This window comes from Nitrobacter sp. 62-13 (assembly GCF_001896955.1).
Taxonomy (GTDB): Bacteria; Pseudomonadota; Alphaproteobacteria; order Rhizobiales; family Xanthobacteraceae; genus Nitrobacter.
Genome location: NZ_MKRN01000190.1, coordinates 40699 through 53613, shown reverse-complemented (window position 1 = coordinate 53613; position 12915 = coordinate 40699). Strand labels below are relative to the sequence as shown.

Sequence of the window (12915 nt, the reverse complement as noted above, 5' to 3'; positions counted from 1 at the left end):
CGGATGGTGCGCGAGGGCAGCGAATAGCCGCCCATGGTGATCATGGATTCGCAGCGCGACAGCGCCTCGCGCGGGTTGTTGGCGTGCAGCGTTCCCATCGAGCCGTCATGGCCGGTGTTCATCGCCTGCAGCAGGTCGAACGCCTCGGGTCCGCGAACCTCGCCGACGATGATGCGCTCGGGACGCATACGAAGGCAGTTGCGGACCAGTTCGCGCATCGTCACTTGGCCCTCGCCCTCGATATTGGGGGGGCGGGTTTCGAGCCGCACGACGTGGGGCTGCTGCAACTGAAGCTCGGCGGCGTCTTCGCAGGTGATGATGCGCTCGTCATGGTCGATATAGTTGGTGAGGCAGTTCAGCAGCGTGGTCTTGCCGGAGCCGGTGCCGCCTGAGATCAGCACGTTGGCGCGGCAGCGTCCGATGATCTGGAGGATGGTGCCGCCTTCCGGCGTAATCGCGCCGAACTTGACAAGCTGATCGAGCGTCAGCTTGTCCTTCCTGAATTTCCGGATCGTCAGCGCGGGCCCGTCGATCGCCAGCGGCGGAACGATGGCGTTGACGCGGGATCCGTCGGCGAGGCGCGCATCGCATATCGGCGAGGATTCGTCGACCCGGCGGCCGACCTGGCTGACGATTCGCTGGCAGATATTCAGCAGTTGCTGGTTGTCGCGGAACCGGATGCCGGTTCGCTGGATCTTGCCGCCGACTTCGATGAAGACGGTGCCGGCGCCGTTGACCATGATGTCCGCGATGTCGTCGCGCGACAGCAGCGGCTCGAGCGGACCATAGCCCAGAACGTCGTTGCAGATGTCGTCGAGCAGCTCTTCCTGCTCGGCGATCGACATCACGATATTCTTGATCGCGATGATCTCGTTGACGATGTCGCGGATTTCTTCGCGGGCGGATTCGCCGTCGAGTTTGGCGAGCTGGGCGAGATCGATCGCCTCGATCAGCGCGCCGAAAATCGTCGCCTTGACCTGGTAATAGTTATCGGACCGCCGCACGTCGATGGTCGGCGCTGGCGGCGCGGGGCGTGCTGGCGCAAGCGGAGGAGACGGCGCGGTCAGTGAAGCGGTTTCCGCGGGCTCTCGCGCGTTCTGGGCTGCCGGCGCGGCCCCCAGCGTCAGGCCGCCTCCCGGCTTCCGCGCCTCGTTCTCTGGTCCGCTACGCTTGCCAAACACGACCGTACTCCACGCGCGGGCTTATCTTGCCCGCAACTTCTCGATGAACGGGGGCAGAAACGATTTCCGCGACTTCTTGGCCTCGCCCCGGCCGGTCAGGCGCTGCGCGATCTGCAGGAACATTTCCGCGGCGCGGTGGCTCGGCGCGACTTCGGCGATCATCTGGCCGTTATTCGCGGCGGACCCGAACATCTGCGGTTCGAACGGGATGCTGACGATCGGCTGGTTTTCAATGGCTTTGGCGAATTCATTGGAGCTGATCTCCGGCCGCTTCGGAACATTGACCTGGTTGAGGCAATAAAGCGGCGGCCGGTCGTTCGGCCGCGCCACCTTGAGCAGATCGATCAGGTTTTTCGTGTTGCGAAGGTTGGCGAGATCGGGCGTGGCGACGATCAGGATGTCGTCCGCGCCGATCAGAGCCCGTTTGGTCCAGCCGGACCATTGATGCGGGATATCGAGCACGATGCAGGGCATCGTCGCCCGCAGGGTGTCGAGGATCGAATCAAACGCTTCCGTTCCGAAATCATAGACCCGGTCCAGCGTTGCCGGCGCGGCCAGCAAGCTCAGATGATCGGTGCACTTCGACAGCAGCCGATCGACGAAGGCCGTGTCGATGCGGTCGGGCGAAAAAACGGCGTCGGCGATGCCCTGCGGCGGGTCCTGATTGAAATCCAGTCCTGCCGTGCCGAAGGCGAGGTCGAGGTCGGCGACGACGGAATCGAGCGCCAGATCGCGGGCGATCGCCCAGGCGACGTTATGGGCGACCGTCGAAGCGCCGACGCCGCCCTTCGCGCCGACAACGGCGATGACCCGGCCGACCGCCTTCGCTTCCGGCGCTGAGAACAGGCCGCAAACCGAGCGTACGACGTCGAGGGCGCTGACCGGGGCGATGACATAATCGCTGACGCCCCGCTTGACCAGTTCGCGATACAGGCTGACGTCGTTGATGCGACCGATCACGACCACCCGCGTGCCTGCGTCGCACACGCTGGCAAGCCGGTCGAGCGCTGCCAGGATGTCGCCGCGTTCTTCCGCTTCGAGAATGATGACGTTCGGTGTCGGCGCCGAGCGATAAGCCTCCACCGCAGCGGTCATGCCGCCCATCTGGATCTTGAGGTGCGCCTTGGCCAGCCGGCGATCCTCGCCGGCCGATTGCACGGCTGTGGCTGTTTCCATCGTCTCGCAAAAGGCCTGCACCGATACGCGCGGCGCCGGCACGACATGATCGTCGGCCTTCGGCGAGGGGGAAGCGGTTGACTCTTCTGCGTCCTGGCGAGCGTAACTGATCATTTGCCTGTATCGCTGAGTTTGGCTTTGTCGGCTTCGGGATAGTCCGTGGTCGTGGGGGTGCCCTTGCGATATTTCTCGAAACCCTCGGAGCGGCGAGCCGTGTAGGGCGGGGTTTCGGGCCGCGGCTGCACGAGGTCGGCGGGGTTATCGATCATCGATGCAAGGTTGCGCTGGGTGGCACACCCGAAATTCCAGTACGGCTTGTTGTCGAGATAACCCTTGTTCTTGATCGAAGGCCCGAGGTCCTCCGGCCAGACGCCGCAGGGGCCCGCCGTAGCCGCGATCCGCGGATAGGTCAGGCGAATGGTTGCGAACAGGCGCTCGTCGGCGGGATGGTATCGCCGGACGATAATCCCGCGCGGCGGAACGCCGGCGGCCGCGAGCAGCGAGCGGACTTCCCTGAATGAGTCGGCAGCGGCCCGGGCGTTGCTGGTGCCGGCAGGCACCTCGGCAACGATGGCGCCCGTTCCCTCGCGGAGCCAGACGCTCGCAAGCCCGATGACATCGGCACGCTGGGATGCCGACAGGCCGCCCCGCGTGTTGCCGACGAAGATATTGACGGTCCGATCGGCTTCCTGGATCGCGATGGGATGCCGCAAGCGATAATCGTTGGGAATGCTTGCGGTCGGAATTTCATCCTGGCTCGTATGAGTGCAGGCGCCCAGCGCAGCGGCGAGGCCGGCGGCGAGGATGGCTACGCGAAGACTGCGGTAGCGTTCGGCGGAATCTGTGGGTGTCATCGTTTCGTTCCTTGCCCCGCCTCAGTCGGTGATGAAGCCGTAGCTGCCGCGATAGTGACGCGCGGGTCCGGCACGGCCCGGGGCGCCGTAGATGCGGTTGATGCTGCCAAGGAGGTCAGCCTGCGGATCGGATGCGTCGACGAAACCGTCATCCGGCCGCGAGAGATCCTTTTGCGCGACGGCGCGCACGACGTAGGGCGTCACGAGGACCATCAACTCGGTCTGACCGTTGACATAGTCGCGACTGCGGAACAGCGATCCGAGCACCGGCAATTGCGTGAGACCGGGCAATCCGTTGACGGCCTGTTTGGTCTGTTCCTGGATCAAGCCGGCCATGGCCATCGAGCCGCCCGACGGAATTTCCAGTGTCGTTTCCGCCCGACGGGTCCTTATCGACGGCACGGTCAGCGAATTGCCGACCGCCTGGGTCAGCGTAATGGCGTTTTCGTTCGAAAGCTCCGATACCTCGGTCATCACCCTCAGGCTGATCCGACCTTCGGTCAGCACCACCGGCGTGAAGTTCAACGAGATGCCGAACTTCTTGAATTTGATCTGCGTGGTGCAAACATGCGTGGTGGGATCGCAGGAATAACCCGCGGGAATCGGAAACTCACCTCCCGAGATGAACGTCGCCGATTCACCCGATATCGCGGTCAGGTTCGGTTCGGCGAGCGTCCGGACCACGCCGACGCTCTCCATCGCGCGCAGTGTCGCGGTGACCGCGGGCACGGCGCTGCTGCCACCGAACGAACCCACAAGGCTGTTGCCCGTCAGCGTCCGGCCATAGGCGGTGAACGGGTTTGCGTTGTTGAAATTCACCACCGCAGTGCCGTAGTTCATGTTGGCGCTGAGATCGATGCCCAGCTGCTTGATGACGGTGCGGGCGACTTCGGCGACCGTGACCTTGAGCATGACCTGGTCGCGTCCCCGCACGGCGATATTGTTGACGACTTTTTGCGCGCCGTCTGCGAGGCGTGCGGCGAGATCGCCCGCCTGCTGCGCTTCAATCGGGCTCGACACCCAGCCGGAGAGCATGACTCCGTCGCCCAGGCCGTCGACCTTGATGGCGGCATTCGGCAAAAGCTGCTTGAGCGCGGTGCGCAGGCCGTTGAGATCGCGCGTGACCGCGATATCGTAGGCTGCGATCTGCTGGCCGTTGGCATCAAAGAATATGATGTTGGTCTGACCGACCGCGGCGCCGATGATGTAGGCGCGCTGCGCCGATCTGACCACGGCATTTGCGATTTTCGGGTCGGCGACGAGAACGTCCTTGACGTCGCTGGGCAGGTCCACCACGACGGACTTGCCGATGCCGAGCGACAGCGACTGCGCGTGCATCCCTGCGCCGGACCTTGCCGCGGGCACGCGGTAATCGCCGGCGAACACCGGCGTCAGCGCCGGGTTCAGCGTGAAGGCGGCGATCGCCGCGAACGAGAGGGACCGCGTCACAAGGGCCTGCAACGGTGTCGGATTTGTCGTCCACTTCATAACGGGCGTCCTTGATTACCTCTGTACGGTGGTCTGGGTTGGAACGCCGTAACGGACGACATTGATGCTGTCGCGCCTCTGGTCGTCGGCGCTGCTTTCCGGAGCATTGGCATCGGCAAGGCTGCGCAGCGCCAGCGACAGCGTTCCCATCTGGCGCGACCGCGCCAGCGACTCCGCCTGGTCCGGTTTCAGTTCGAGCGTTGCGGTCTTGCCGACGACGACCTTCTGTCCGTTTTTCTCCTCGATGGTCTGATCGATCGCGAGAACCCGCACATTGCTGAGAATGGTCTCGGAATTGACGGAATCAGAGGGATGGTCCGCGTTTTTTTCCCGTCTTGAGAGGATCACGTCGACGCGGTCATTGGGGAGAATGAAGCCGCCGGCGCCCGTCTCGGGCGAAATCTCGGTCGAGATCGCCCGCATGCCGGTCGGCAGGATCGCGGCCATGAAGCCGGATCCTTTCGCGCTGACCAGCTTGGGTTCGCGAATGGGCTCTCCAGCGATGAAAGGCGAGCGGGCGATCGATCCCGCCAGCTCCGTGGTGGCGTTGGGACGCTGGTCACGGCGAATGAAACTGCTGCTGGCGGCGTTCGCTGGCCATGCCTGCCACGCCACCTCGTTCGCGGTCACCGCCTGTCCCAGCTGAATCTCCGACTTCGCAACCAGAACGTCCACGGTCGGAAGCTGCGCGGTCTGGGCGGGTTGCGGCTTCTTGTCGGACCCGCTCGCGAGATAGGCGGCGAGACCGCCGGCACCGACAGCGACGGCGAGGACGACGATGCGTGCGGTATTCATACGCTTCACTTTCCCAGTTGCACTACGGCGCTCGCGCCGCCTTTAACCGGGAGTTGAACATTTATTCGTCAAAGCATGGTTAATGAGGCGTATCTAAATCGCGTTAATGAGACCTTTATTGCTGTCGCGCGCTCAGTGAAGCGCAAAGCGCGCCAGATCGACTGCCCCGATCCAGTCGGTCTCCGGATAGACCAGCAGAGCGGCAAGCGCGAGCGCAATGCCATAAGGAATCCCGCTGTCATTGCTGTGCAGGCGCGTCAGCCACGACTGACTATACAGCGTGGCCGGAAGCGGCCATTGGCGGAACTGGAGCAGCAGCAACGTCAGGATCCCGCCGAATACCGAGGCAATGAGCAGATAGGGCAGCAGGAACCCGAACCCGAACCACAGCGAGGAGGCGGCTGCCACCTTGGCGTCACCACCGCCGATCCAGCCCATGGCAAAGCAGGTAAACGATAACATCAGCACGGTTGCGCCGGCCGCGACATGCAGGCCGATCTCGGTCAGGCCCATGCCGGTGGCGACCGCGAGCACGAAGAAACCTGCGATCAGCAGCAGCGATACCCGGTTCGAAATCGTCATGGTCAGGAGATCGCTGGAGGCCGCGAACGCCATCAGCGTCGGAAACAACAGAAGCCGGAGGAGATCGAGGATCATGGTACTGTCCGTGTCGCGCGTTCCCTGCGGCGGAATGCTAACCGGCGAACAATGAACAATCGCGAAACGCGCGTGGCGTTTCACAAAAGCATGACGGACCGGATCAAAAGAATGGTCGACGCCAACGTGAGCGCCATGCAGACGGCTTGTAGAACCTGTCGTGTCTGTTCGCCGTCAGGCGAAGGGGACAGTTCTGGACGGACGACCTTGAACGGAGCCATCACGGTTCACTCGAATTGTACGATTCACCCGGATTGTCGCCTCGGTTCGCTACAACCCGAAGCGAAAAAGGGTCCCGAGTTTCCGGGACCCTTCCGTAACAAAACGAAAGCTGGCGCTTGGCCGCCGGCGCTTACTTGTTCAGCGAGGTGTTAATGCTGGTGAACGTAGTGTTCAGCGAGGTTCCGATCAACTGGACGGCACCGATGATTACGACGGAGATGCCGGCGGCGATCAGGCCGTATTCGATCGCGGTCGCGCCGGACTCATCCTTCAGAAAACGCGAAAAAAGATTCTTCATAACTGGCTCCCTGTGTTCACGTGGCTGTCGAACTACACCTGGTCCTAACGGCGTTCTCAGCACCGTGACCATGACACCACCCTAGGACAGGAAAATTGCAGCGCAGTTAATTCGATTGCAGAAACCCCGACGTAACGGGTTGTTCTTTCTCAGAGTAAATTTAGATTTAAGTAGAATGCATAGTACTGCGTTGCTTCCGATCGTCTCGAGACTTGTTTGTCTGCATGCGTTCCAGCGTCCGGTTTACGTGTTGCCGAGCAGACGACGATAATGAAGGCCCGCTTCTCCGGCGTGCTTTTTGTTGTCGGATCGGACGGGGATCAAACGGGGTGCCTGACAGAGAACCATGCCTCGTGGCTCCTCACGCTGTGGCTGACGGCGGCCTCTTCTGATCCCGTCGGATCTCATGCCGCATTCCAGACCGCCGTTTGGCGGCATGCCGGTCTGCCATTTCGAGAGATCGGAGTTCCAGCGGATCCGCGTTTGCAGTTCGTTCATCAATTAACGGCAGATTTGCCATGTCGGCGCCGGCACCGTTACGTATTTCCTATGCCGGCTCGTATGCGTCCGGAGTGTAGTATGTGGTTCAAGTCCCTGCGCGGCCGTTCGCGTGCTTCGGTCATCGGCCTGTCGCTTGCAACGGCGGTTTTGCTTTGTCCGGTGGCGTTGTTCGCCGAAGTGACGAGCGATCCGATCTCGGTCAATGTAGACCAGGCCAAGTTGATCAAGCTGCCGGGACACATCGCGACGATCGTGGTTGGCAATCCGTTGATCGCCGACGTCACCCTTCAGCCCGGCGGCCTCGTCGTCGTGACCGGAAAAGGCTACGGTGCGACCAATGTGATTGCGATGGATCGTGCCGGAAGCATCCTCGTGGATCGGGTCATCCAGGTCGAGGGGCCGAGCGATCAGGTCGTGACGGTCTATCGCGGCGTGGAGCGCGAGTCTTATAGCTGCATGCCGATTTGCCAGAAGCGGATCACGCTCGGTGACAGCACCTCTTATTTCAAAGCCACGATGGACCAGGCCAGTAATCTAAGTTCACAGGCCGGCGGCACCCAGGCAAAATAACAGAGCGCGAATGATCGTCGGGTAACCGGCGCAGGCCGCTGACGCCGGCGAGGTCCGCGCCCGCGCCGTTCACCCCGATTATGGTCAATATCGGGTGTACGGTGAGGGGCATTTTGCTCTGATCGGGCGAAACACTTCAACAATCAGTTTCGGCTAGTCCTTGACGGTAGATAAATCCCGCCGTGTGCAAGGATTTTGCGATGTCGCCGTTTCCCCGTTTCAGGATAGCAGCCGCCAGGGCGGCCGACCGTTTTCGCAGCAATAAGCGCGGATCCGCGGTCGTGGAATTTGCTCTCGTCGCGCCGCTGTTCTTCGCGCTTTTGTTCGCGATTATCGAGACAGGACTGGTGTTCTTTGCGAGCCAGAGCCTGGAAACCGCATTGCAGGACTCGGCGCGCATGATCCTGACCGGTCAGGCGCAGATCGCCAAGTTGGACAAACAGAGCTTCAAGCAGAACGTCGTTTGTCCGAACACGAGTGTGCTGTTCGATTGTACGAATGGAATTTTTGTCGATGTCACGAGCTATCCGTCCAGCTCGGGCTTCGGAAGCGTTGCGATTTCCGAGCCGATTTCGGGCGGAAATTTTGTCGATAACACGAAATACGATCCGGGCGGTCCCGGCGACATCGTCGTCGTACGGCTGTTCTATCAGTGGCCTCTGTTCGTCACGGGACTCGGCTACAACATCGCGAATCTGGGCGGCAGCAAGCGGCTGCTGTCAGCGACGGCCGCTTTCAAGAACGAGCCTTACAGCTGAGGATGTGAAGCCGATGTCGAGCATCTGGTCATGGGTCGGGGTTTCGGCGGCAGCGCTGCGGCGTGATTCCCGGGGCATTGCAGCGACGGAATTTGCGATCATCGCGCCCCTGATGCTGGTGATGCTTTTCGGCACCATCGAGGTGTCGTCGGGCGTGGCCGTCGACCGCAAGGTCACCCTTGTCGCGCGAACGCTGTCCGACCTCACGTCGCAGTCCAAAGCCGTGGGCGATGCGGATATGACGAATTTCTTCGCCGCAAGCTACGGCATTATGTGGCCCTACCCGTCGACGCCGGTTCAGGCCACGATTTCCGAGGTGTATATCGATCCGGCGACCTCGGTCGCGCGGGTGCAGTGGAGCAAGGGGTCGGTGCCGCGAGGCGCGGGATCGCCGATCGCCGTCCCGTCGGGCCTCATCGGCCGGGATTCGTCAGGCAACATTCTCCCCAGTCAGTACCTGATCTTCGCCGAGGTCAGCTATCTCTATAAGCCGGTCGTGGGATACGTCATGTCGAAAGCCGGCGTGACGCTGAGCGACAACGCCTACACCCGGCCGCGTCAGTCAACCTGCGTATTTTACGGCAGCGAGACCACCTGTCCGAAAACCGGGAGCTGACCGGATGGATCGGAGTGTCGGTCTGGGGAGTGCCGGCGGTCTGCCTTGCGCAGCACGCGTGGCGCCAAACAAAAAGGCCGCGCTTGACGCGCGGCCTTTCCGATCTGGTCTTGCCTTAGCCGGCCGCGCGCAGATTGTCGGCCGATGATTTTCCAGAGCGGCGATCAGCGACGATCTCGTAGCTGATCTTCTGTCCTTCACGAAGCGTTCCGAGTCCGGCCCGTTCAACTGCGCTGATGTGAACGAACACGTCGTTGCCGCCATCGTCAGGTTGAATGAAGCCGTAGCCCTTGGTTGCGTTAAACCACTTCACGGTTCCCATGCTCACGGGTAGTCCCTTTATCCGATACGTATGTCGAAGCCCGCTTTCGGCGGGCTGGTGAGATTGGATTTTTGGAAGGGTCGTCAGCGTCTAAACCGGCTGTACCGGTGGTAGCTATGTCGTCCGGCCGAAAATCGCTAAATGCCATATTATTCGAAGGCAGGCCCCAAAACAATCCTGACGTGCACGATTTTTTGAGATGTGCGGATACGCCGGGCCGGCCGAGGACCTTCGGCCTGAGATCGCCGGGTCCCGACGCTGTCGGACCGGGCTATCTCCGACGGAATTGGCCTCCACGGGGCGGTGCTCCGCGCGGCGCACCGCTCGGGCGCTCGTCCTTGTGCCGGAAGATCAGGCGTCCCTTTTCGAGATCGTAGGGGGACATTTCGATCGTGACGCGATCGCCGGCCAGCGTCTTGATCCGGTTCTTTTTCATCTTGCCCGCGGTATAGGCAACGATCTCATGCCCAGCATCGAGCTGCACCCGATAGCGCGCGTCGGGCAGGATTTCGGTAACCAGTCCTTCGAACTGGATCAGTTCTTCTTTCGCCATGGGGTTCTCCGGATCGAGTGGCGTTTCCCTGGACCACGATGACTTGGATCCAATCGATCCAAAGTCATGAACGTGATCTATTTCAATATGCCAGAGCGGGATGCGGACGGAAAACCGCTACGCACTTCCTCATCCCGCTCCGATGGTCTGATTCCAACGATTGCATCCCTGCAGCGGCAGGAGTTCTGCAGATGTTAGAATTTAAAGGACCGCTAGCAACTAGATTTCCAGTGAATTTCGCTCCGCTAGCGTTGAGGACGCGGGTTGGACTTCGAGCGAGCGGGTCGGCTTTCACGGTGCAGGAAGGCAACCCCCTGCATCCCCTCGGCTTTGCCGCCTCGCGACGGCGATGGCCGGGCGGACTCCTGCCGTCCGATCTCCGGGCGGTTAAATTTTGACTTGGACGCGCTATCGCCATGACGGCCGCGGCGGCGGGGACCTTTCGCGCCCGGAGCGGCGTCGCCGGTTCTGGTTGCATGACCATGGGGCGCGGGACGTCCGGCGCGATGCTGCTGGCGGGCCGGCGCCGCCTCGCGCTGCCCCGGCGTTCGGCGATCTTCTCTCGGCAGCACGACTCGGATCAGCTTTTCGATATCGCGAAGATAGGCCAGTTCCTCAGCGCCGGCGACCAGCGAGATCGCCGCGCCGTCGGCGCCGGCCCGCGCCGTGCGGCCGATGCGATGGACATAAGTCTCGGGGACGTTCGGAAGATCGAAGTTGACGACGTGGCTGATCCCGTCGACGTCGATGCCGCGTGCCGCGATATCCGTCGCAACCAGGGTGCGGATTTCTCCGGTCCGGAAAGACGCCAGCACGCGCTCGCGGTGGTTCTGCGACTTGTTGCCGTGGATCGCATCGGACCTGATGCCGGCCTTGGCGAGGCTCTTCACCACTTTGTCCGCGCCGTGCTTGGTGCGCGTGAAAATCAGGGCGCGATTGATCGGTTCCTGCTTCAGAAGCTGGGCCAGAAACGCCGGCTTGCTGGCGTGATCGATCTGGATGATGCGCTGGGCGATACGGTCGACGGTCGAGGCGACCGGCGTCACCGCGACGCGCGCTGGATCGCGAAGCATTTGCTCGGCGAGTTCGGCAATGTCCTTCGGCATGGTGGCCGAAAAAAACAGCGTCTGCCGTTTGACGGGAAGCTTGGCGACGACTTTACGGATGTCGTGGATGAAGCCCATGTCGAGCATGCGATCGGCTTCATCCAGCACGAGAAATTCGACCTGGCCGAGCCTCAGCCCGTTGCTCTGAACGAGATCGAGCAGGCGACCCGGCGTGGCGACCATCACCTCGACTCCCTGCATCACGGAGCGGACCTGACGCCCCATCGGAACGCCGCCGATCGCGAGAGCCGAGGTCAGGCGCAGGTGGCGGCCGTAAGCGTTGAAGCTGTCGAGGATCTGGCCCGAAAGTTCGCGCGTCGGGCTGAGCACCAGCACCCTGCAGCTCTTGGGCTGCGGCTTGACCCGGTTTTGCAACAGCCGATGCAGGATCGGGAGAGCGAACGATGCGGTCTTTCCGGTGCCGGTCTGGGCAATTCCGATGACGTCGCGTCCGGCAATGGCTAGAGGAATGGTTTGAGCCTGGATGGGCGTGGGCGTCGAATAGTTTTCTTCTGCGAGCGCACGTGAAATGGGATCGGCAAGGCCGAAATCCTGAAAGGAGGACAAAAGTTGTTTCTTTCCATTATGCAACTGGCGCCCGGCTACATCAGCCGGAGCGTACCAGGTTGTCTGGAGACACCCGCGTGTCGAAGGCGTCGATTGAGGTCGCTAGATTAAGGGCAAGCCAGAAACCGTCGGACGGGCTCAGAACACGCGGCTCGCGGCGACCCGATTAGCCTCAAGGTCGCGCTATCATATGGAACAGGAAGACGACAGATTCAAGGTGAATTGTCGCTTGGCGAAGGGTTCCCTGCGGTGCCAAATCATTCTCCGCCCTCTCTGTGCCCAGTCCACGATCGGTCGCGAGCCGCCTTCGTCCTCTCCGCGCGCGGTTACTCGCCGTTCCACCCGCAGGCCTTGAGTCGCTCGTGCAGATGCATCGGCGCGGGCGCGGTGACCACGACGGGCGGTTTGTTCTTCGACAGGGGAACAGCGATTTCGCGCGCATGCAGGTGCAGGCTGGGTTCGCCGAAACGCGGAACGTATGGTTCGCTGCGCAGTCGACGCAAACTTGCCTGCGTTCCGTAGATATTATCGCCGGCGATCGGCCAGCCCATCGCCGCGCAATGGACCCGCAGTTGATGGGTTCGGCCTGTAACCGGCTCCAATGCGAGCCAGGTCAGTTGAACTCCCTCCTCCGTTGCGGGGCAGGGTTTGGGAGGAGGGCGATCTGTCGGGACGTCGAAACGGTTGCCATCCACCCCTGATCTTTCTCCGCAAGGAGGAGAGGAAAAGCCGTCGCCGGCCGCAGTGAGAACGCCGCGCCCCAGCACTTTCCATTTCGTCACCGACGGCAGCCCGTCCGGATCGGGCTTTTGCCACCAGCCGCGTTCGTGGTTCAGCCGCCCGAGCGGTATGTCGATGGTGCCCTCGTCGTCAGCAGGGCCGCCCTCGACCACGGCCCAGTAGGTTTTTGAAATCCTGCCGTGCTTGAACAACAGGCCGAGCGAGGCCGTCGCCTTGCGATGGCGTCCGAGCACCAGGCAGCCCGAGGTGTCCCGGTCGAGCCGGTGGGCAAGCACCGGCGGCCGCGGCAGGCCGAACCGCAGCGCCTCGAACGAGGCCTCGAGATTGGCGCCGCCCTTTGGGCCGCGATGCACGGGGATGCCGGCCGGCTTGTCGATCACCAGCATCAGCCCGTCGCGGTGGAGCACGCGGGCCTGGATTTCCTCCGGGGTCGGCTGGGCCGTATCCATGATTCACGTCATCTTCGCTTGCGGCACGATCTTTTCCGAAAGCCTTTCGCTCGCAGGACGA

General features: G+C 62.2%; 14 protein-coding genes. 3 read left to right on the top strand and 11 right to left on the bottom strand.

All coding sequences use genetic code 11. From position 1 onward, the window contains the following. The 7 genes from BGN91_RS14555 to BGN91_RS14525 form a co-directional block, all read right to left on the bottom strand. Positions 1–1181: CpaF family protein (locus BGN91_RS14555; protein WP_292614358.1), on the bottom strand; the 1181-nt coding region annotated here is incomplete at its 3' end. A 21-nt stretch (positions 1182–1202) separates the two neighbouring features. Continuing rightward, entirely contained in the window at positions 1203–2471 is a 1269-nt protein-coding gene (locus BGN91_RS14550; RefSeq protein WP_292614310.1) for an AAA family ATPase, read from the bottom strand. Beyond that, the gene (locus BGN91_RS14545) at positions 2468–3211 is read right to left on the bottom strand and encodes a CpaD family pilus assembly protein (protein WP_292614308.1); all 744 of its coding nucleotides are present in this window, start codon (positions 3209–3211) and stop codon (positions 2468–2470) included. The genes BGN91_RS14550 and BGN91_RS14545 overlap by 4 nt, the downstream gene beginning before the upstream one ends. A 21-nt stretch (positions 3212–3232) precedes the next feature. Continuing rightward, positions 3233–4699: a type II and III secretion system protein family protein gene (locus tag BGN91_RS14540; RefSeq protein WP_292614306.1), complete on the bottom strand. Its 1467-nt coding sequence runs from the start codon at positions 4697–4699 to the stop codon at positions 3233–3235. A gap of 15 nt (positions 4700–4714) precedes the next feature. Then, positions 4715–5494: a Flp pilus assembly protein CpaB gene (gene cpaB, locus BGN91_RS14535; protein WP_292614305.1), complete on the bottom strand. Its 780-nt coding sequence runs from the start codon at positions 5492–5494 to the stop codon at positions 4715–4717. A 132-nt stretch (positions 5495–5626) separates the two neighbouring features. Then, entirely contained in the window at positions 5627–6151 is a 525-nt protein-coding gene (locus tag BGN91_RS14530) for a prepilin peptidase (RefSeq protein ID WP_292614303.1), read from the bottom strand. Between the two features lie 352 nt (positions 6152–6503). Further along, a complete protein-coding gene (locus BGN91_RS14525; protein ID WP_292614301.1) occupies positions 6504–6671 on the bottom strand; it encodes a Flp family type IVb pilin in 168 nt (55 codons plus the stop codon). 579 nt (positions 6672–7250) lie between these two features. On the opposite strand from BGN91_RS14525, the gene BGN91_RS14520 reads away from it, so the two are divergent. From BGN91_RS14520 to BGN91_RS14510, 3 genes are all read left to right on the top strand, one after another. Further along, positions 7251–7742, top strand: coding sequence for a pilus assembly protein N-terminal domain-containing protein (locus BGN91_RS14520; RefSeq protein WP_292614356.1), 492 nt, complete (start codon positions 7251–7253; stop codon positions 7740–7742). A 200-nt stretch (positions 7743–7942) separates the two neighbouring features. After that, positions 7943–8500 carry a TadE/TadG family type IV pilus assembly protein gene (locus BGN91_RS14515; RefSeq protein WP_292614299.1) on the top strand — a complete coding sequence of 186 codons (558 nt, stop codon included), beginning with the start codon at positions 7943–7945 and terminating at the stop codon, positions 8498–8500. 13 nt (positions 8501–8513) lie between these two features. Continuing rightward, complete coding sequence (locus BGN91_RS14510; RefSeq protein ID WP_292614297.1) at positions 8514–9116, top strand: TadE/TadG family type IV pilus assembly protein; 603 nt, start codon at positions 8514–8516, stop codon at positions 9114–9116. Between the two features lie 115 nt (positions 9117–9231). Here the strand turns inward: BGN91_RS14510 and BGN91_RS14505 are convergent, their stop codons facing one another. From BGN91_RS14505 to BGN91_RS14490, 4 genes are all read right to left on the bottom strand, one after another. Continuing rightward, positions 9232–9444, bottom strand: a complete 213-nt coding sequence (locus BGN91_RS14505) for a cold-shock protein (RefSeq protein ID WP_002714433.1) — start codon at positions 9442–9444, stop codon at positions 9232–9234. A gap of 265 nt (positions 9445–9709) precedes the next feature. Further along, complete coding sequence (gene infA, locus BGN91_RS14500; RefSeq protein ID WP_292614295.1) at positions 9710–9991, bottom strand: translation initiation factor IF-1; 282 nt, start codon at positions 9989–9991, stop codon at positions 9710–9712. 245 nt (positions 9992–10236) lie between these two features. After that, positions 10237–11664 carry a DEAD/DEAH box helicase gene (locus BGN91_RS14495; protein WP_292614293.1) on the bottom strand — a complete coding sequence of 476 codons (1428 nt, stop codon included), beginning with the start codon at positions 11662–11664 and terminating at the stop codon, positions 10237–10239. Positions 11665–11990: 326 nt separating this feature from the next. Continuing rightward, complete coding sequence (locus tag BGN91_RS14490; protein ID WP_292614291.1) at positions 11991–12854, bottom strand: RluA family pseudouridine synthase; 864 nt, start codon at positions 12852–12854, stop codon at positions 11991–11993. Between the last annotated feature and the right edge of the window lie 61 nt (positions 12855–12915).